The organism is uncultured Thiodictyon sp. (assembly GCF_903946935.1).
GTDB lineage: Bacteria > Pseudomonadota > Gammaproteobacteria > Chromatiales > Chromatiaceae > Thiodictyon.
The window spans coordinates 15,880-33,244 of record NZ_CAJAXH010000214.1 but is presented as its reverse complement, the minus strand read 5'-3'; the positions used below and the strand labels follow the sequence as shown (position 1 = coordinate 33,244).

The following is a 17,365-nucleotide window of genomic DNA, read 5'->3' as shown; positions in this document are numbered from 1 at the left end:
CCGGATTACCCGGCGGCTGCCAGGAAGCCATCGGGCGGGGCCTGGAGCTTCAGTTGCGGCCCATCCGCGCCGAGCCGCACCTCGCCGGTCTCGGCCGCCGCGATCTCGACCACGGCGAGGAGTTCATAGCGGCCCTCACCGCTGCGGCGTGCATCCACCACCCGGCCAGCACCTTGCTCCGAGGTGCTGGCGGGCGATTCAAGCGCGTCGCCGGGCTGGGGTGGTGTCTGCGTCTGGACTTCTGCCCAATACATCCGGCGTTTGAGCGTGCCCAGGTATTGCATCCGCGCGACCACCTCCTGTCCCGTATAGCACCCCTTGGTGAAGCTGACCCCGTTGAGCAACTGGAGATTGGCCATTTGCGGCACGAAGGCTTCGCTGGTGGCGGTGTAAACGCTGGGGATGCCGGCGCGGAGGTCGAGCCGGGCCCAGTCGTCCGCATCGCCCCAGGCGCAGACCGGCGCTAGGGCGTCCCAGAGGTCGATCTGGCGTGCGCATTCGGCGATCAGCTCAAAGCGCGGTGCGGTGCCGGGTAGGCGCGCCACGGTTACCCCATCGGCAGCGACCGCGGCAAAATCCCCTTCGGGCACCGGTAATCCGCGGCGCTCCAACTCCCGGGGAGCGCCGGTGCCCGCCAGCCCAATGCGCACCGGGCCGTCGCTGTGGTCTACCAGCGTGACCTTGGAGCGCAGCACATAGAGCCCCAGGCGTTTGAGCGCCGGGGCGACCCGCTCGCGCGGCAGTTGCAGGCCGATGCCAGCGGGCAGCCGCAGCGCCAGGAACAGGTCGAGCATGCGGCCTTTGGGGCTGCAATGGGCAGTCAGTTGGCACTGGGTAGCGCTCAAGGTGCGGATGTCGTTGGTCAACTGCCCCTGCAGAAATCCATCCGCGTCGGCGCCCTGGACGGCGATCAGCCCCAGGTGTGAGAGGTCGTAGCGGGTGCAGTCAGTCGCGGTGTCCCCGTTGGCGCCAGGGGTACCGCGGGCGGCCAAAAAGGCGCTCCAGTCTGTGTTCATGTTGTGGTCCTCAATCAAAGTCGGGTGGTCGGTACCGTGCGCTGGCGCCAGTCGATCGCGGCATCGGGGTATCATACCCAAAGCCGAGTCCCGCTCCGGGGCCGCGCCCGCCCGATTCATCGAACCAGCTCAGTCCCGAGCCCCCATCACCGCGGAGCAATCAGCCCCTTGTCGACCTATCAATCCAGCCCCCCCGTGAACAGCCTGGTGCTCTACAAGATACGGCCCGCCCGTGTGGTCAGCGTCGGGGAAAAGATCGAGATCGAGCTGGAGGCGGGGCAGACCAAGCGGGTGCGGCCCAAGGACCTGGAACTGCTCCATCCGGGACCGCTGCGCGGCCTGGGGGATTTACTGCCACAACAAGGGGAACCCGAGGCCGCCTGGGAACTGCTGGAGGGCGGCATGACGACCTTGCAGGAACTGGCCGAGCTCGCCTTTGAGGCCTTTACCCCCGCGACCGCCTGGGCGGCCTGGCAGTTGGTGGCGGATGGGCTCAAGTTTACCGGCAACCCGACGACCCTGCGTGCCCGCACCCGCGCTGAGGTGGAGCGCGACCGCGCCGAGCGCGGGGCCAAGGCGGCGGCCGAGCGCGATTGGCAGGACTTCCTCGCGCGGATGGCGCAGGCGCGCCCGGCACCGGAGGATCGGCCGCGGTTGGTCGAGGTGGAGCGCCTGGCCCTGGGGCAGACCGAGCGGAGCCGCATCCTCGATGCACTGGGGCATGAGCAGAACCCGGTCAACGCCCATCGGGCGCTGATCCAGGTCGGCTACTGGGCGGATCGGCACAATCCCTATCCCGGCCGCTGTGGGATCTCGACCGCTGAATCCGTGCAGCCGGTCGCGGAACTTCCCGAGGAGGACCGGCTGGACCTCACCGGGCTGCCCGCCTATGCGATCGACGACGTCGGCAACCAGGACCCCGACGATGCACTGAGCCTGGACGGTGACTGCCTGTGGGTCCATGTGGCGGACGTCGCCGCACTGATTGAGCCGACGGGCGAGATCGAGCGCGAGGCGCGCGCCCGGGGGAGCAATCTCTATCTACCTGAGGGGGTTATCAACATGCTGCCCCTGGGCGTCACCGAGCGCCTGGGGCTGGGGTTGCAACCGGTCTCGCCCGCCCTGTCATTTGCCTTGCGCTGCGACGCCGACGGGGCGCTGTGTGCTACCGAGGTGCATCGCACCTGGATCCGTGCCCAGCGTCTGACCTATGAAGAAGTCGAGGGGCGCCTGGGGGAGGCCCCCTTCGCCGCCATGTGTACCATGACCGATCGCTTCCGCGCCCGCCGCCTCGCCGCCGGGGCCACCAGCCTGGACCTGCCGGAGGTGAGTGTGCGGGTCCAGGATGGTCGGGTGTCGATCCGCCCCCTGCCGCGGCTGGCGAGCCGGGAACTGGTGGCGGACGCCATGCTGATGGCGGGGGAGGGTGCCGCGCGTTTCTGTCTGGAGCACGCGATCCCGATTGCCTATGCGACCCAGGCCCCGCCGGAGCCGGCCGAACCGCCCCGCGACCTGGCCGCCATGTATGCCAGGCGTCGCGCCTTCAAGCCGTCCCGCCTGGTGGGTACACCGGACCTGCACGCGGGGCTGGGGCTGGAGTTCTACACCCGGGCGACCAGCCCGCTACGGCGCTATTCGGACCTGCTCGTCCACCAGCAGATCCGCGCCTGGCTGCGCGGGGAGCCGCTCCTCACCGTGGAGCAGGTCACCGAGCGCATCGCCGAGGCCGAGACCGCCGCCGGGGTGGTGCGACGCGCGGAGCGCCTGTCGAATCTGCACTGGAAGCTCGTCTATCTCAAAGACAACCCGGACTGGCAGGGGGAGGCGACCATCGTGGGCAAGGACGACCGCAAGGGGCTCGCCCTGGTGCCGACGCTGGCGCTGGAGACGCGACTGCGGTTGCGCGATGAACCGGAATTGAATCAGGGCGTGCGGGTCGCCGTGCGCGAGGTGGATATCCCGGCCCAGACGGCCAGCTTCCGGGTGTTGGGCTAATGCCTGACGGTTGTGCTGCGTTGATCGGGCCACCTCGGGAGGTTATCCTCACAAAAAAACGCGGGGCCGAGGCCCCGCGTTTTTTGTGCCGATTAAGGGCGGCGGGCGGTCAGGCGCGCCAGGTCCGGACATTGCCGGTGTCGACATGGACGAAGTTTGAGCTCGGATAGTAGCCAACGCCGCCGCGACCCAGGGACAGTGCCGCGTCGCGGATGTGGCTGATGCCCAAGTCGGGGAAGCGGATGTCGAGGGCCTGGCCGTACAGATGCATGCTGTTGCGTGCAACGCCGTGGCCTTCGGCGCGCAGCATCGCGTTGGTTTGCGGGCTGCGGTAGGCACTCAGGATCTCGTAACGGGCATCCGGGTCGCCCAGCGACACCTTCACATCGTGTAGCAGGTCGAACAGTTGCGGGTCCATCGGCATGGTGGTGCCGGTGCGGAAATCCCGCAGGAAATAATTCAGTTGTTGCAGTGCGCTGCGTTTGTAGTGATCGCCCTCGCGGTAGACCACTGAGATCTTCTCGTCGGTATGCATATGATGCAGGGACAGTGCGCGTGGACGTTCCGTTGGCTTCTTGGCCAGCACGGGTGCGGCCATCGCGGACAAAGACAACCCTAGAAAATAACGTCGATTCATGTTCCCCCCGGACAATGTGGACGTAGTGGACGATGCAGCGCGATTATAGGCAGGAAGAGCGGAAACGCAATAGCAATATCGCATTTGACCGACAGACGGTCGTTGGTTCTAGCACCACACTAAGTGGTAAATATAACCTTATCAAAAATCTCTGGAATCAATGAACGCCTCTGAGACTCTTTGATGGTACTTGAGAACTGTTCCACAGTCTCGGTGTCGCACTTTTCTACAATCGGTGCTAAGGTTCGCAGAAGGGCTGGGACGTTGGGATCATTGCGCGTGAGTCACTCAGCGACGCCTTCCTGAGGCTCGGTCGCGACCGGCTCGCCGTGTGGACTCCGGGCACGGGCGAGCGTGCCTGCGTTGTGGGCGGAGTCGGTGGGCAGTCCCGGATGGGCTCGCCGTGGCGGTGCGCCGGTGGGTGGAGGCGGCTTCAGTCCTTGTTGTTACGGGGGGTAGTTAGACATGCCGAGGGTCATGCCGATACTGGCGATCGCGGCGTCGGCGCTGCTGCTGGCCGATGCCCGGGCGGACGTCTTCAAATATGTGGACGGCAAGGGCAACACCTATTTCACCGACGCCCCGCTCGCCGGCTCCAAATATCGGCTCGCGTGGAAGCGGGAGTCGGAGCGCCTGGCGAGTGAGAAGCGCGAGCGCCTGGTGAGCGAGAATCGCCAGCGCCTGGCCAAGCTCGGCCTCGGTTCGAGTCCCGCCGGGGTCTCTGCCCTGAGCCTCAGGGCGGTGCCCGCCCCCCGTTTTGCTCCGCCGCTGGCCCCGGCGCTGCCTCCGGCATCGGCCACGGATCAGTCGCTGGCCGCGCGGCGCGCCCGCTTCGAGCGGGTCATCAATGCCTATGCCCAGGTCTATGGGCTGAGTCCGCAGTTGTTGCACGCCGTGATCCGCACCGAGTCCGCTTACAACCACGAGGCCGTGTCCCGGGCGGGTGCCGAAGGGCTGATGCAGCTGATGCCCGGCACCGCCGCGCGCTACGGTGTCAAGGATTCATTCAACCCGGTGGAGAATGTCCGCGGCGGGGCGGCCTATCTGCGCGACCTGCTCAACCTGTTCGGCCAGGACCTGACCCTGGCCCTGGCCGGTTACAACGCGGGTGAGAACGCCGTGATCCGCAATGGCAATCAGATCCCGCCCTATCCCGAGACCCAGAACTATGTGCGCCAGGTGCTCCAGCACCTGGCGGCGGAGCGGGTGGGCGGCTAGCGGCGGCCGGTTTCGATGGCCTCCAGCACGCCGTCCCACAGGCGCAGCCGGGCGCAGATCGCCTCTTCTGCGGCGGTTTCCGCCTCCTCAAGACGCACCGGGTCGTTGTCACACAGCCTCTCCAGCAGCTGCATGGCCAGTGGGCCTTGGCCGTGTTCGCCCAAGTGGAGATGGCGGTTCAGATAGTAATGAAAGGATGGGGCCTGCGCCGGGCCCAGGGTCATCTGCGTCAGGAATCGCAGGAACATGTCTGGAATCAGGTGCTCGCGGCCCAACACCAGGGCGGCGGCCACCACGTGCGGCTGGTCCTCACGGATGAAACCGAAGGTGGTCTCGCTGAAATAGCGGGCGGGCAGGGGCACCAGGTCGGAGTAGAGCGCCTGATCGAGCCCACGCTCGGCGACCAGGGCGAGGAAGCGCCGCGGGGACTTACCGTCGGCGCCGACCTCGTCCATCGCCTGGCAGTAATACTCGAACTGGCTCCCATAGCGGACCCCACCGTCGCGCGTCGGGGCGCTGTCCGACTCCTGCTCCAGCACCAACTGGTTGATAAAGTGGCGCAGGGCCGGGTCCCCGGGTGGGCTCCAGGGCACCTGGGTCGGTGCCAGGTGTTGCTGCATGTACTTGATCAGCGACATCAGGTCCCAGACCGAGAAGACATGATGGCTCATGAAGACCCGCAGGTCCCGCAGCTCGCGGATGGCACTGTAGATGGGATGGGCGTTGAGTTGCGCCTGCAAGGGGCGCAGTGGTTGCAGATTGGGTGCGGCCATGGTCAGGCTCCTCGTGATCCGGTCAGTCGGCCACTATACGGCTTGGCGGGCGGAACGCCAGCCGGGACTCACATCAAGATGTCCAACCGACCGTCTGCGTGCAGACCCTGCTCGGTGCCTATCCGGGCCGCTGCGTTGAGCTGTTTTCTTGTCCAACCAGTTCGCGCAGCCCAGCGAGCGCGTTCCTCAGGAAATCCGGCGTGACCCGCCCGAAGGCCCTGACGCTGTCGTCCTCGCTCAGGGTAAAAATTTTGTCTTGGCGGACCCAGCTCTGACAGGGCAAGGCGCCTGACGTCAGGGCATCCTTGCCAATCTCCAGCCCATGTTCCGGCGGCTGTACACTCGTCACCGCCAGGGCGATAAAGTCGCCATGCTGATTCGGCGCGGTCAGGACCAGCACCCGACGCCTCTTGGGCGACTGCAAGTCGGCGGAGGGGAAAGGGATCAGGACTAAATCCCCCGGTTTACAGTTCATTTTTGCTCAAAGATTCGGTTCGCCGTGGGGTCCATCGCTGCCCTCCGGCTTAAGCGTTCGGTAGATGGCCATTGTAGCTCAAAAACACACACAGGGAGTCTGGCCGCCCGTTCGCCCCTCCATCTTTTTGTAACGGCCTTGGCCGCTTCCCCTCCCCCAATAGGGGAGGGGAAGCGGACCGCGCTCCCAGCGCGACTTTCACGTTAAACTCCCCGCCCCGCGATCGCGACGTCCCCATCCCAAACTACAGCCGAGCCCCTCATGGACCCCCGCTTTATCCACCTGCACCTGCACACGGAATATTCACTGGTCGACGGCCTGGTGGGGGTCAAGCCCCTGGTCAAGGCGGCGCGCCAGGCCGGGATGCCGGCGGTGGCGATCACCGATCAGTGCAATTTTTTCGCCCTGGTACGCTTTTATAAGGCCGCGCTCACTGCCGGCATCAAGCCCATCGCGGGGGCGGACCTGTGGGTGAAGAACCCCGCGGACCCCAACAAGCCGCACCGGTTGGTGCTGTTAGTACAGGACAAGCAGGGCTATGGCAACCTGACCCGGCTGATCTCGCGCGCCTATGTCGAGGGCCAGCACCTGGGCGTGCCGCAGGTGGAGCGCGACTGGATCGCCGCCGCCCCCGAAGGGCTGATTGCACTCTCCGGCGGCCCCCAGGGCGATGTCGCCGCCGCGCTGTTGGCGGGTCACCGCACGGGCGCCGAAGTCCTGTTGGATCAATGGCTGGCCATCTTCGGCGACCGCTATTACCTGGAGTTGATCCGCACCGGCCGGGAGCAGGAGGCGGAGCTCGTGGAGCGCAGCGTCGACCTGGCGCTGGCCAAGGGCGTGCCGGTGGTGGCGACCAACGACGTGCGCTTCATCAAACGCGACGACTTCGAGGCTCACGAGGTGCGGGTCTGCATCCACGAGGGCCGCACCCTGGATGACCCGCGGCGCCCCCGCATCTTCAGCGAGGAGCAGTATCTGCGCACCCCCGAGGAGATGGTCGAGCTGTTCGCCGACTGTCCGGAGGCGCTGGAGAACTCGGTGGAGATCGCCAAGCGCTGCAACCTGGAGCTGGAGCTGGGCAAGAACTACCTGCCGGACTTCCCGGTGCCGGCCGGCATGACCATGGATGAGTTCTTCCGCGCCGAATCCGCGGCAGGCCTCAGCCGCCGCTTCGAGCGCGGTCTGCTGCGGGCTGCCACCGATCAGGTGGAGCGCCGCCAGCTTTATGCCGAGCGGCTCGACCTGGAGCTCGGGGTCATCTGCCAGATGGGCTTCCCCGGCTACTTTCTGATCGTCGCGGACTTCATCGCCTGGGCCAAGCGCAACGGCATCCCGGTGGGGCCGGGGCGTGGCTCCGGTGCCGGCTCCCTGGTCGCCTACGCGCTCGGCATCACGGATCTGGACCCCATCCAGCACGACCTGCTATTCGAGCGCTTCCTGAACCCCGAGCGCGTCTCCATGCCCGACTTCGATGTCGACTTCTGCATGGAGGGCCGCGACCGGGTCATCGACTATGTCGCCGACCGCTACGGGCGCGAGGCGGTCTCCCAGATCATCACCTTCGGCTCCATGGCGGCCAAGGCGGTGGTGCGCGACGTCGGCCGGGTGATGGGGCATCCCTATGGCTTCGTCGACCGGGTGGCCAAGATGGTCCCCTTCGAGCTCGGCATGACGCTGGAGAAGGCACTCACCGACAGCGAGGACCTGAAGGCGGCCTATGAGGACGACGAGGAGGTCCACGCACTCATCGACATGGGGCGCAAGCTCGAAGGCTGCACCCGTAACGCCGGCAAGCACGCCGGGGGCGTGGTCATCGCCCCGACCCGGCTGACGGACTTCGCGCCGCTGTATTGCGAGCCGGGCGGGGTCAATCTGGTCACCCAGTTCGACAAGGACGACGTGGAGTCGGTGGGTCTCGTCAAATTCGACTTCCTGGGGCTGCGCACACTCACCATCATCGACTGGGCGCTCAAGACCATCAATGCCCGGCTGCCGGCCGGTGCCGAGCCGATCGATATCGAGAGACTCGACCCGGCGGACCCGGAGGCCTTCGCGCTGCTCAAGCGCTGCGAGACCACCGCCGTCTTCCAGCTCGAATCGCGCGGCATGAAGGAGCTGATCAAGAAGCTCCAGCCCGACTCATTCGGTGACATCACCGCCCTGGTCGCCCTGTTTCGCCCTGGCCCATTGCAGTCCGGCATGGTGGACGACTTCATCAACCGCAAGCACGGGCGTGCCGATGTCGCCTATCCGCACCCGGACCTGGAACCGGTGTTGGCGCCCACCTATGGCATCATCCTCTACCAGGAGCAGGTGATGCAGATCGCCCAGGTCCTGGCCGGTTACTCGCTCGGCGGGGCGGACCTGCTGCGCCGCGCCATGGGCAAGAAGAAGGCCGAGGAGATGGCCCAGCAGCGGGCCATCTTTCAGGAGGGGGCCGAAGGGCGCGGGGTGGACCGCGGGATTGCCGCCCATATCTTCGACCTGATGGAGAAGTTTGCCGGTTACGGATTTAATAAGTCACACAGCGCCGCCTATGCCCTGGTGAGCTACCAGACCCTGTGGCTCAAGACCCACTACCCGGCCGCCTTCATGGCCGCCGTGCTCTCCGCGGACATGGACAACACCGATAAAGTCGTCACCCTCATTGAAGAATGCCGCCTGATGAAGCTGGACGTGCGGCCGCCGGCGGTCAATCGCTCCGAATACCAGTTCACCATCGACGGGCCCGACACCGTGGTCTATGGGCTGGGGGCCATCAAGGGGGTGGGCGAGGGCGCCATTGAGGCCATGCTGGAGGCGCGGCGCACCGGCGGCCCCTTCCGGGATATCTGGGAGTTTTGTCGGCGCATCGACCTGCACAAGGCCAACCGCCGGGTCCTGGAGGGGATGATCCGCGCCGGGGCCTTGGACGGGCTGGCGCCCAATCGCGCCACCCTGATGGCCCAGTTGCCGCTGGCGCTCAAGTTTGCCGAGCAGCATCGGGCTACTCAGGCGGCCGGTCAGTTCGACCTGTTCGGCGACCTGCTGGACACCGGCGAGCAGGCCCATGCCGCGCCGGACCCGCAGATCGCGTCTGAGACGCGCGAGGACTGGGACGACGAACAGCGCCTGGCCGGCGAGCGCGAGACCCTGGGGCTCTATCTCACCGGCCACCCCATCGACCGCTATAGCGGCGAGATCGACGCCATGGTGGGTGCGAGCAACCGCATCGCCCGTCTCAAGGAGACCGAGCGCGACCCCGCCGAGGCCGAGACCCGTTGGGACAGCAAGCGGCGCGAGCGCGACCGCCGTACCATCGCCGGGCTGGTGGTCAACGTGCGCCACGGCAAGACCCCGCGCGGGCGCATGGGCTCGGTACTGCTGGACGACCGTACCGGGCGGATCGAGGTGACGGTCTTCTCCGAACTCTATGAGACGACCCGCGGTCTGCTGGTCCCGGACCAGTTCATCACCGTCACCGGCTCATTGAGCTTCGATGACTTTCGCAACGATTGGACCTTTCGCGCCGAGGACGTGCGCACCTTCGAGCAGGCGCGCGAATCCCAGGCCGACCACCTGGCCCTGACCCTGGGGGCGCCCGGCGCCGGCCCGACCTGCGACCCGGCCTTGATCGAGCAATTGCGCACCATCATGGAACCCTTCCGCGGCGGCGATCTGCGCATCCTGATGGATTACCAGCGCCCCGGCGTGCGTGCGCGCCTGCTCTGCGGCGACGCCTGGCGGGTGCAGCCGCGCGATGCGCTACTCAAGCAATTGCGCCGCCTGCTCGGCAATGAGTCGGTGACGGTCTGCTACCAGCGCGGCACCCTGCCGGCGATGCCGGCGGAGCCTGAACGACCCAAGGCGGCGCGCTTAACGGTCGTCAGGTAGGAGCGGCCCCGGCCGCGACGCCTTAATTCAAACGGTTTAGCCGTTATTATCCGGAGATGTTCTTATGGGGGCCTTTGGCAAAGCTTTTGCGACCTTCGCACAACCGCTGATCGATGGGACCGACGGATCGCCAGAACAGCTGCAACAGGCGATGACACTGAGCCAACTCTGCTGGAACCTGGCGTTGGTGCCGCAGGAGAAGCGAGACGAGTTCTTGGCCGGCGTGCAGCCGGAGCTGAAGATGGATGACGAGGAATTTGCGGATTTCAAGCGCACCATCGTCACGCCGATGATCGAACGCCACCACGAGCTGTTTCCGGGAATGAGCCAGATGGGTCCCATCGCGGAGTCCGCCAGTGTGGCTGCCCACGAGATTGCGCGGCCGGCACCGCGGCGGCCCACCAAGAAATATGCCGGTACCGGGCGCAATGAGCCCTGCCCATGCGGCAGCGGGACCAAGTACAAGCGCTGTTGCGGACGATGAGCCGATCGGCCTTGATCATCGGCCTTGATCTTCATAAGTCATCGCAAACATCGTATCCGTCAGCCAGTGCCGGAACGATTGGTTGTCCTGGAATTTTTTGAACAACTGGGCGTCATCGGTAAAGAGTGCGGTGATAACCCGTTTGAGCGCGAACAGCGGATCGCCGGTAATGGTCTTGGCGAGTCGGTAATAGCTCTCGACCACATGGGGAAAGGTCTGCACCGTGCAGATGATGATCTTCTTGCCGTCCTTCAGATATTTGGCCAATTGCTCGGTCTTCGAGCCGGCCCCGTCGCGCACCGCGCCGATGATGCTCCCGACTTGCGCGAAGTCTTTGATGGTCGCGCGGATCGGCCGGTCCAGGATGCGACGGTCGGTGATGACAATGATGGAGTCGAACAACGCCCCGCCGTCGTTGAGAATGCCGATCAACTGATGGGCCAGCCAGGCGATGGAGTTGGACTTGCCGCTGCCCGCGGAGTGCTGGACCAGATAGCGCTGACCGACGCCGTGCGCCGTGACAGCGGCGAGTAGGCGCCGCACCCCGTCCAATTGATGGTAGCGGGGGAAGACCTGAATGTAACGCTTCTTGCCGGTCTTCGGATTGATCTCCTCGACCACCTGGGCATAGTTCTCCAGGATGTCGGTGAGTCCGGCCGGCGTGAGTATGCACCGCCACAGATAATCGGTCTTGATGCCGTCCGGGTTGGGCGGATTGCCGGCCCCGTCATTCCAGCCCTGGTTGAACGGCAGAAACCAGGACTCCAAGGCCCGCCCCTTGCTGCCCTTGAGCGCGGTACACATGGTCCCGCGCCGGCTGATCGCCGTATGCAGGCGGGCGAGAAATTTCCGCCGCGCCACCCCCAGTTTGTCCCGGTAGTCGCCGATGCCGAGCTTGGCATAGCGCTCCGGCTGGGTGTCCTTCAGGAAGCGGAACAGGTGCTCCACGTCCACCGCGTATTCGCGGTCGTAGGCGGCCGGGTGTCCGGCAAATCAGCCGCTGCCGCCAGCCAAGGCGAGCGGCTCGGCCACGCCCGTGCCGGGTCCGTGAAACAGCCCATCCGATCCGGTCATGTACCGCATGATCAGGTCTTCGAGGCCCTTTTCGGTGGTATCAGCGGTCATGGCTACAGTACTCCGCCCCATCCTATGTTTCGTTCCCACGCTCCGCGTGGAAATGCATTTGTGGACGCTCTGCGTCCCGTAGTCACTGCCTGTCGCGACCGCTCGGGCAGGGTGCCGACCGCGGGACGCGGAGCGTCCCGGGATGCATTCCCACGCGGAGCGTGGGAACGAGATGGAGAGCGACGGTGAGTTCAGTCATGGGTCAATCCTCCTCGATCTCGGCGTCATCGGCAATATCAGCCATGTCGAGTCCGTCGTCGGTTGGGTCCGCGGCGGTGTCGGCGGGCAGGTCCGGCAGCCGCGCCGCCGCCTCGCGCACGTCCAGCTTGCCGGTGAGGATATCGGCGGTGAGCCGCGTGCGGTATTCCTGCATCAGGGCGATTTCGCGTTCGGTGCGGGTGATGGCGGTAACCACGGGATCGATTTCCAGCGCCAATTCCGGTCGCACTGACTTTACTTGTGTGAGCGAGAGATGACCAGCCTGCACGTTGGCAACCCGAAGATATGGAAACTCGCTAAGCTGTTTTTCAGCGTAGGTCTTTCCCAGGGTAATCCCAGATTGGATTAAGCAGACACCTTTCAATGGGGTAATGCCCCAGTGCTCCGGGATGTCGCCGAGCCAGGGAATGCCGGAAGGCTTGAGTTTGGCATCGGGATTGAGCCCGCGGGTAACGGCACCGTGAATGATGGCCTGTTTCTGTTCGTTCAGTAGCCCAATCAGCTTGCGCTTGTTGCGGATAAATCCGTCGATCTTTCGATTCGCATGGTCCAGGAACCGCACGATGGCGGCTTGTTCCTCAGATGGCGGGAGCACCGAAGAGATAACTTTGAAATGCTCAGGTCGGAGACTCCACATATCGGATGTGATGCCGTAAGACCATCGTTCTGCCTCTTTCGCGAAAATTGGGGTCCTGTTGACCAGGAAGAGCAGTTGGCCATCGCTGGAGCGGGTGATCAGCGAGTATTGGGGGTCGCCGGCATGGTTGATGACGAAGCGCGGGTCGGTGATGTCTTGCTTGGACCCGCCGTAGTTCAGCCGGTCCAGGTCGCCCTTCCAGGACTTGCCATACGGCGGATTGGCGAGCATGAAGTCGAACTCGCGGGAGCGGAAGGCATCGGCCGAGAGGGTGGAGTGGGCCGGTCCGCCGACGATGTTGTCGGCCGCCTCGCCGTCGCCCTTGAGCAGGAGGTCGGCCTTGCAGATGGCATAGGTCTCGGCGTTGATCTCCTGGCCATAGAGGTGGGTGGCGACCTGTTTGCCGTGGCGGCGGCGATCTCTTTGAGCGTTTCCTCCGCCACGGTGAGCATGCCGCCGGTGCCGCAGGCGCAGTCATAGAGCAGGTAGGTGCCGGACTCGATGCGCTCGGCCACCGGCAGGAACATCAGATTGGCCATGAGGCGTACGGCATCCCGCGGTGTCCAGTGCTCGCCGGCATCCTCGTTGTTGTCCTCGTTGAAGCGGCGGACCAGCTCTTCGAACAGCGTGCCCATCGAGTGGTTGTCGAGTCCGGGTAGGTCACCCACCGGCCGCGGGCTCAGGGTCGGCGATATTCCAAATAAAGTTGGTCAGCCAGTTGAGCTGGGCTTGATCCATGGGCGGGTCCTTTCTCGGCCGGATGCAGGGGCAGACGCTTGGCGGCGATGATCGAGAAAAATGGTATTGTCACGCCAAGGCGCCAAGCTCGCCAAGATTTTCCAATATGTTACCAACCCTGGTGAGTCGCTGGCGGGTTATCTGGATACTGGGTCTAGCCTATTGTATTCCTTGGCGAGCTTGGCGCCTTGGCATGAGTCGTTGCGGGGCTTGGGCGCATGCCCGATCGATCAGTGCTGCGGCATTGCTGACATGGCCGGCCGCCGGCGGCGCGATTTTGCTAGAGTGGGTAGGCGGTCGCATCGGCCGCGACACACCTTAGGGAGACTCCTATGTTGGTCACCTTCGAGACCCAGGCCCACGCCAATATCACCATGTTTGGCGAGGTGGCGGTCAGCCTGCTCAAGCTCATGGGCCAGAGCGGCACCGTCCCCGGCGCCATTCTGGCGGCGGACGTGCCGGAGGCACTGCAACGCCTGCGCGCCGCCGTCTCCGAGCACGCGGACGAACCGCTCGATCCCGCGCCCACCCCCGGGACCAAGGACGACGGGGAGGGCCAGCATGTGAGCCTGGCCCACCGTACACTGCCGCTGATCGATCTACTGGAGGCTGCGGCGGCGGCGGGGGAAAATGTCATGTGGGGCAGTCCATAACGGCCCCCAAGGTCACCCGGCCGCCGGGTGACCTATCAGCGGCCCTGGCTGGCGCGCCAGGCCTTATGGTCCGCCCGTGCCATCCGCTGCGCGCATCCCTGCATCATGCGGCCCCAGTCCAGCGCCCGCAGGCGCGGCCCGACCGGGTGTTTGAGCGAGCGGAAACCGCGGATCTCCGCACTGGTGCGAATCGCTGTCGACGTCTGTATTTTGATCATCGTCATATCCCTCTCTCGTTAAGTTGCTTTGGGCCGGGGGACTGGCCCCCGCGTTCGTGAATCATAGGCCAAAGGGGGGCATCGAGCGTCACAAGATGACAAGAAATCAAGACCGCGTCACAGTCCGACATGACCATTGAGCCTATCCTGCCCTCCCTTCCGATCGATGGCGTGCCGCCCTCGTCGGACGCCGAGCGGCGCTTCGGCGGTCTGCGTCGTCTCTGGGGCGAGGCGGCCTATGACCGGGTGCGCGCCGCCTGCATCGCCGTCGTCGGGGTGGGCGGCGTCGGGTCTTGGGCGGCGGAGGCGCTGGCGCGCTCGGGGGTGGACGCGCTGGTGCTGATCGACCTGGATCATGTGGCCGAGTCCAATATCAACCGCCAGGTCCAGGCCCTTGGCAGCACCCTAGGCGCGGCCAAGGTGCAGGCGCTACGCCGGCGCATCGCCGATATCCATCCCGACTGCGAGGTGACGGCGGTGGAGGCCTTTGTCGAGGCCGACAACTGGCCGGCGCTGCTGCCCGGTCCGGTGAATGTGGTGATCGACGCCTGCGACCAGGGGCAGGCCAAGCTCGCCATGGCGCAGTGGGCCTTGCTCGGCGGCCACCCGCTGGTCTGCGCTGGGGCGGCGGGGGGTAAGTCGGCGCCGCAGTGTGTGACGGTCGATGACCTGGCGCTGGTCACCCACGACCCGCTGCTGGCGGCGCTGCGTCAGCGGTTGCGCAAGCTCGGGGCGCCGCGCACCGGACACATCGGCGTGCGTTGCGTGTTCTCGCGCGAGCCGGTCGCCCCCCCTGCGGCCGGTGGCTGCGCGGCGGACGGCAGCCTCAACTGCCATGGCTACGGCTCATGCGTCACCGTCACGGCCAGCTTCGGGATGGTGCTGGCGGCGCAGGCGTTGGAGATTGTGCGCTGCGGCCGCTGGGGCGTTTAGGTTGGCCTTCAGACCGCCCGGGAGCGCCGCGCCCCAGTGCGGGAAACCTCGCAAGTCATTGCCGCGTTGCGGTTTACTGCGGGGCCGGGCCGGGCCGTGACTTGGGTGCGGCGCCCCCAGAGTCGCAGCGCTTTACGTCGCAGGGATGATTGGCCGGAGATGACAGTATTGTTACGGCATGTTGTCATTGCCTGTGAGGCTGGAAAAGCTAACTGCCTAAGCCATGCGGAAGGAACTTAGCGATATTGAGAGTCGCTTAACAATAATCTGATTGCGTATCTCGCCAAACAGAAGTATTCTTCACTGCGGCAAACCCACAACGATAGCGCACCACGGATGGGGCGAAAACTCCGAAGAGCTTCTTGGACGCAGGCTATTTTTCCCGACACTGCCGGACGGACGGTCGGTCGGAGAGGACTAACAAGCGGGCTTGGAGTTTAAAGAGTACGCATTGATGATTCGCATAGACAGGGCCGGGGGTTTCACCCTGGTCGAATTATTGCTTACCCTCAGCATTGCAGCCATCCTGCTCATGCTGGCCGCGCCGTCGTTTCAGGCGCTGGCGTTCAATGGTCGCCGCACCGCGCTCGCCAATGACTTAGTCCTGGCCCTGACCTATGCCAAGAGCGAGGCGGTCAAGCGTGGTGTCCCAGTGACCGTCTGCGGCCGGGCGACGGATACCACCTGTGCTGACAGCACCGACTGGGATAAGGGATGGCTGGTCTTTACCGACCCCGGAAAAAACGGCTCAGTGGACGCTTCCGACCTGATCTTGCAGGTCCATCCCGCCCTGCCGAGCAATACGTTGCAGGCGACGAAGGCAAAATTCACGTTCCAAAGCACTGGCTTTATTGGCACGGGCAATAACGATACCTTACGCCTGTGCGATACGCGGGGCGCGACCAAGGCCCGGGGGATTGTCCTCTCGGCATTGGGGCGCGTGAAGACCGGCCCCTTGGCATCTGGCCTCGCATGTCCATGACATCCACGGCGCGCCCGCACGGCTTCAGTCTGATCGAGGTGCTGGTGACCATGGTCCTGCTCGCCATCGGCCTGCTGGGGTTGGCCGGATTACAGGCCCGCAGTCTGGCCAACAGCCATGGCAGCTTCTATCGGACCATCGCCGTCCAACAGGCCTACAACATTGCCGACCGGATCGCGGCCAATCTGGTCGGAGCCAATGCGGGCAATTATGACAACCTGACCGCGACCCCCCCGGCCGACCCGGGCTGCGTTGCCTCCAGTTGTTCGGTCGCCCAAATGGCGCAGACCGACCACTATCAATGGTTGCAGGCCACCGCCGCCGTCTTGCCAGGCGGCACGGGGACTGTCAGTGCCGCTATCGGCGGTTCAGGTCGCATTTTCGTCGTGACGATGATGTGGCACGAAAAGGGGATGAACGATCAGGGTTCTGCCTCGTCCGACACCAATTGCCCGAGCGGCACCGCGCCGAATACGCGATGCTTTGTCACCCGCTTTACCCCATGAACACCCAGCGTCCAATCTCCATCGCCAAGGTCCGGTCCACCCAGTTCGCGATCGAGCGACAGCGCGGCGTGACGCTGATCGAGCTCATGATCTCACTCGGCATCAGCTTGGTGCTGATCGCCGCCGTCGGCGCCGTCTTCTTCGCCAGCAACCAGTCCTCCCGCACGGCGCAAGATGCCGCGCGCATTCAGGAGACCGGGCGCTATGCCCTGGACCTGATCGGCCGCAACCTGCGTCAGGCCGGCTATATCAACATCCCATTCGGTTCGGGCACCGTCGCGACCGCCTTTACCGGGACGCCGATCACGACTGTCAGCAGCGCCTGCCCGGCCGCTCCGACGATGGCTTTTGCTATTCAATATCAGGGCATTGCCGGCGAGCTGGATTGTCAGGCGCAAGCGATTACCGGTCAAATCGTCCAGCAGACCTTCTTTATCGGCGTGGACGCGACGACCGGGACCTTCTCCCTGCGCTGCAATGCCGTCCAAGCCGCGACCCCACCGACTCCCCCCACCGCCTGCCCAACCGCTGCCGCGGCGACGAACGATAACATTTTGCTTGATAACATCGAGGATTTACGGATACTCTACGGTAGCGATACCAGCGGCAACCAGTCCGTGGACAGCTATTCGGCGACCCCTGCCAACTGGAGCAAGGTCGTCACCGCGCGGGTGTGCGTACTGGTCCGTTCGGATTCGGAATCGGCAACAGAAAGGCAAGGCAGTGTGTCGTCGCCCCAGACCTATTTCAATTGTGACGGCGCCTTGGGTACCGCCACCGGTGCAGCCCGCTATACGACCGCGACCGACACGCGCCAGCGCCGCGCCTTTGTCGCGACCTTCGCCCTGCGCAACCGCATTTCCAGCACACCTGACTGAACGAC

General features: G+C 65.0%; 18 protein-coding genes and 1 pseudogene. 10 read left to right on the top strand and 9 right to left on the bottom strand.

What is annotated here, in order from left to right; translation table 11 throughout:
• Positions 1 to 5 precede the first annotated feature (5 nt).
• Entirely contained in the window at positions 6 to 1,016 is a 1,011-nt protein-coding gene (locus QZX93_RS18165) for a folate-binding protein (RefSeq protein WP_295394820.1), read from the bottom strand.
• 168 nt (positions 1,017 to 1,184) lie between these two features.
• Between QZX93_RS18165 and QZX93_RS18160 the strand changes: the two genes are divergently transcribed.
• Positions 1,185 to 3,011: an RNB domain-containing ribonuclease gene (locus QZX93_RS18160; protein ID WP_295393087.1), complete on the top strand. Its 1,827-nt coding sequence runs from the start codon at positions 1,185 to 1,187 to the stop codon at positions 3,009 to 3,011.
• Between the two features lie 109 nt (positions 3,012 to 3,120).
• On the opposite strand, the gene QZX93_RS18155 is transcribed toward QZX93_RS18160, so the two are convergent.
• Entirely contained in the window at positions 3,121 to 3,648 is a 528-nt protein-coding gene (locus QZX93_RS18155; protein WP_295393086.1) for a DUF882 domain-containing protein, read from the bottom strand.
• 477 nt (positions 3,649 to 4,125) lie between these two features.
• On the opposite strand from QZX93_RS18155, the gene QZX93_RS18150 reads away from it, so the two are divergent.
• Positions 4,126 to 4,866 (top strand): lytic transglycosylase domain-containing protein, encoded by a 741-nt coding sequence (locus QZX93_RS18150; protein ID WP_295393085.1) that lies wholly within the window; start codon positions 4,126 to 4,128, stop codon positions 4,864 to 4,866.
• On the opposite strand, the gene QZX93_RS18145 is transcribed toward QZX93_RS18150, so the two are convergent.
• Positions 4,863 to 5,639 carry a DUF3050 domain-containing protein gene (locus QZX93_RS18145; protein ID WP_295393084.1) on the bottom strand — a complete coding sequence of 259 codons (777 nt, stop codon included), beginning with the start codon at positions 5,637 to 5,639 and terminating at the stop codon, positions 4,863 to 4,865. The genes QZX93_RS18150 and QZX93_RS18145 overlap by 4 nt on opposite strands.
• A gap of 118 nt (positions 5,640 to 5,757) precedes the next feature.
• Positions 5,758 to 6,114: a type II toxin-antitoxin system PemK/MazF family toxin gene (locus tag QZX93_RS18140; protein ID WP_295393083.1), complete on the bottom strand. Its 357-nt coding sequence runs from the start codon at positions 6,112 to 6,114 to the stop codon at positions 5,758 to 5,760.
• Positions 6,115 to 6,375: 261 nt separating this feature from the next.
• Between QZX93_RS18140 and dnaE the strand changes: the two genes are divergently transcribed.
• On the top strand, positions 6,376 to 9,987 hold the full coding sequence (gene dnaE, locus QZX93_RS18135) for a DNA polymerase III subunit alpha (RefSeq protein ID WP_295393082.1): 3,612 nt from the start codon (positions 6,376 to 6,378) through the stop codon (positions 9,985 to 9,987).
• A gap of 64 nt (positions 9,988 to 10,051) precedes the next feature.
• Positions 10,052 to 10,471, top strand: coding sequence for an SEC-C metal-binding domain-containing protein (locus QZX93_RS18130; RefSeq protein ID WP_295393081.1), 420 nt, complete (start codon positions 10,052 to 10,054; stop codon positions 10,469 to 10,471).
• 15 nt (positions 10,472 to 10,486) lie between these two features.
• Here QZX93_RS18130 and QZX93_RS18125 read toward each other — a convergent pair whose 3' ends face one another.
• The 3 genes from QZX93_RS18125 to QZX93_RS18115 form a co-directional block, all read right to left on the bottom strand.
• A complete protein-coding gene (locus QZX93_RS18125; RefSeq protein ID WP_295393080.1) occupies positions 10,487 to 11,425 on the bottom strand; it encodes a hypothetical protein in 939 nt (312 codons plus the stop codon).
• A 39-nt stretch (positions 11,426 to 11,464) separates the two neighbouring features.
• Positions 11,465 to 11,596: a hypothetical protein gene (locus QZX93_RS18120; RefSeq protein ID WP_295393079.1), complete on the bottom strand. Its 132-nt coding sequence runs from the start codon at positions 11,594 to 11,596 to the stop codon at positions 11,465 to 11,467.
• 202 nt (positions 11,597 to 11,798) lie between these two features.
• On the bottom strand, positions 11,799 to 12,821 hold the full coding sequence (locus tag QZX93_RS18115) for an N-6 DNA methylase (protein WP_295393089.1): 1,023 nt from the start codon (positions 12,819 to 12,821) through the stop codon (positions 11,799 to 11,801).
• Here QZX93_RS18115 and QZX93_RS18110 point away from each other — a divergent pair.
• Positions 12,729 to 12,932: a hypothetical protein gene (locus tag QZX93_RS18110; protein WP_295393090.1), complete on the top strand. Its 204-nt coding sequence runs from the start codon at positions 12,729 to 12,731 to the stop codon at positions 12,930 to 12,932. The genes QZX93_RS18115 and QZX93_RS18110 overlap by 93 nt on opposite strands.
• Here the strand turns inward: QZX93_RS18110 and QZX93_RS18105 are convergent.
• Positions 12,932 to 13,087, bottom strand: a pseudogene (locus tag QZX93_RS18105) (N-6 DNA methylase); the annotation flags it as partial. The gene QZX93_RS18110 and the pseudogene QZX93_RS18105 sit on opposite strands and share 1 nt — an antisense overlap.
• Before the next feature lie 435 nt (positions 13,088 to 13,522).
• Here QZX93_RS18105 and QZX93_RS18100 point away from each other — a divergent pair.
• The gene (locus tag QZX93_RS18100) at positions 13,523 to 13,843 is read left to right on the top strand and encodes a DUF1840 domain-containing protein (protein WP_295393078.1); all 321 of its coding nucleotides are present in this window, start codon (positions 13,523 to 13,525) and stop codon (positions 13,841 to 13,843) included.
• 35 nt (positions 13,844 to 13,878) lie between these two features.
• On the opposite strand, the gene QZX93_RS18095 is transcribed toward QZX93_RS18100, so the two are convergent.
• Positions 13,879 to 14,067 carry a hypothetical protein gene (locus tag QZX93_RS18095; protein ID WP_295393077.1) on the bottom strand — a complete coding sequence of 63 codons (189 nt, stop codon included), beginning with the start codon at positions 14,065 to 14,067 and terminating at the stop codon, positions 13,879 to 13,881.
• A gap of 123 nt (positions 14,068 to 14,190) precedes the next feature.
• Between QZX93_RS18095 and QZX93_RS18090 the strand changes: the two genes are divergently transcribed.
• The 4 genes from QZX93_RS18090 to QZX93_RS18075 all read left to right on the top strand — a co-directional run bounded on the left by QZX93_RS18090 (position 14,191) and on the right by QZX93_RS18075 (position 17,360).
• Positions 14,191 to 14,994, top strand: coding sequence for a tRNA threonylcarbamoyladenosine dehydratase (locus tag QZX93_RS18090; RefSeq protein ID WP_295393076.1), 804 nt, complete (start codon positions 14,191 to 14,193; stop codon positions 14,992 to 14,994).
• Positions 14,995 to 15,424: 430 nt separating this feature from the next.
• On the top strand, positions 15,425 to 15,976 hold the full coding sequence (locus QZX93_RS18085) for a GspH/FimT family pseudopilin (RefSeq protein WP_295393075.1): 552 nt from the start codon (positions 15,425 to 15,427) through the stop codon (positions 15,974 to 15,976).
• Positions 15,967 to 16,482, top strand: a complete 516-nt coding sequence (pilV, locus tag QZX93_RS18080; protein ID WP_295393074.1) for a type IV pilus modification protein PilV — start codon at positions 15,967 to 15,969, stop codon at positions 16,480 to 16,482. The genes QZX93_RS18085 and pilV overlap by 10 nt, the downstream gene beginning before the upstream one ends.
• Entirely contained in the window at positions 16,479 to 17,360 is an 882-nt protein-coding gene (locus tag QZX93_RS18075) for a PilW family protein (protein WP_295394817.1), read from the top strand. Before pilV ends, QZX93_RS18075 begins: the two co-directional genes overlap by 4 nt.
• The last annotated feature ends 5 nt before the right edge of the window (positions 17,361 to 17,365 follow it).

Excerpts from the sequence above, each read along its gene's own strand:
- QZX93_RS18120 (WP_295393079.1), bottom strand. The coding sequence starts at position 11,596 with ATGACCGCTGATACCACCGAAAAGGGCCTCGAAGACCTGATCATGCGG.
- QZX93_RS18145 (WP_295393084.1), bottom strand. The coding sequence starts at position 5,639 with ATGGCCGCACCCAATCTGCAACCACTGCGCCCCTTGCAGGCGCAACTC.
- dnaE (WP_295393082.1), top strand. The coding sequence starts at position 6,376 with ATGGACCCCCGCTTTATCCACCTGCACCTGCACACGGAATATTCACTG.
- QZX93_RS18100 (WP_295393078.1), top strand. The coding sequence starts at position 13,523 with ATGTTGGTCACCTTCGAGACCCAGGCCCACGCCAATATCACCATGTTT.
- QZX93_RS18140 (WP_295393083.1), bottom strand. The coding sequence starts at position 6,114 with ATGAACTGTAAACCGGGGGATTTAGTCCTGATCCCTTTCCCCTCCGCC.
- QZX93_RS18075 (WP_295394817.1), top strand. The coding sequence starts at position 16,479 with ATGAACACCCAGCGTCCAATCTCCATCGCCAAGGTCCGGTCCACCCAG.
- pilV (WP_295393074.1), top strand. The coding sequence starts at position 15,967 with ATGTCCATGACATCCACGGCGCGCCCGCACGGCTTCAGTCTGATCGAG.
- QZX93_RS18095 (WP_295393077.1), bottom strand. The coding sequence starts at position 14,067 with ATGACGATGATCAAAATACAGACGTCGACAGCGATTCGCACCAGTGCG.
- QZX93_RS18165 (WP_295394820.1), bottom strand. The coding sequence starts at position 1,016 with ATGAACACAGACTGGAGCGCCTTTTTGGCCGCCCGCGGTACCCCTGGC.
- QZX93_RS18130 (WP_295393081.1), top strand. The coding sequence starts at position 10,052 with ATGGGGGCCTTTGGCAAAGCTTTTGCGACCTTCGCACAACCGCTGATC.
- QZX93_RS18155 (WP_295393086.1), bottom strand. The coding sequence starts at position 3,648 with ATGAATCGACGTTATTTTCTAGGGTTGTCTTTGTCCGCGATGGCCGCA.
- QZX93_RS18150 (WP_295393085.1), top strand. The coding sequence starts at position 4,126 with ATGCCGATACTGGCGATCGCGGCGTCGGCGCTGCTGCTGGCCGATGCC.
- QZX93_RS18090 (WP_295393076.1), top strand. The coding sequence starts at position 14,191 with ATGACCATTGAGCCTATCCTGCCCTCCCTTCCGATCGATGGCGTGCCG.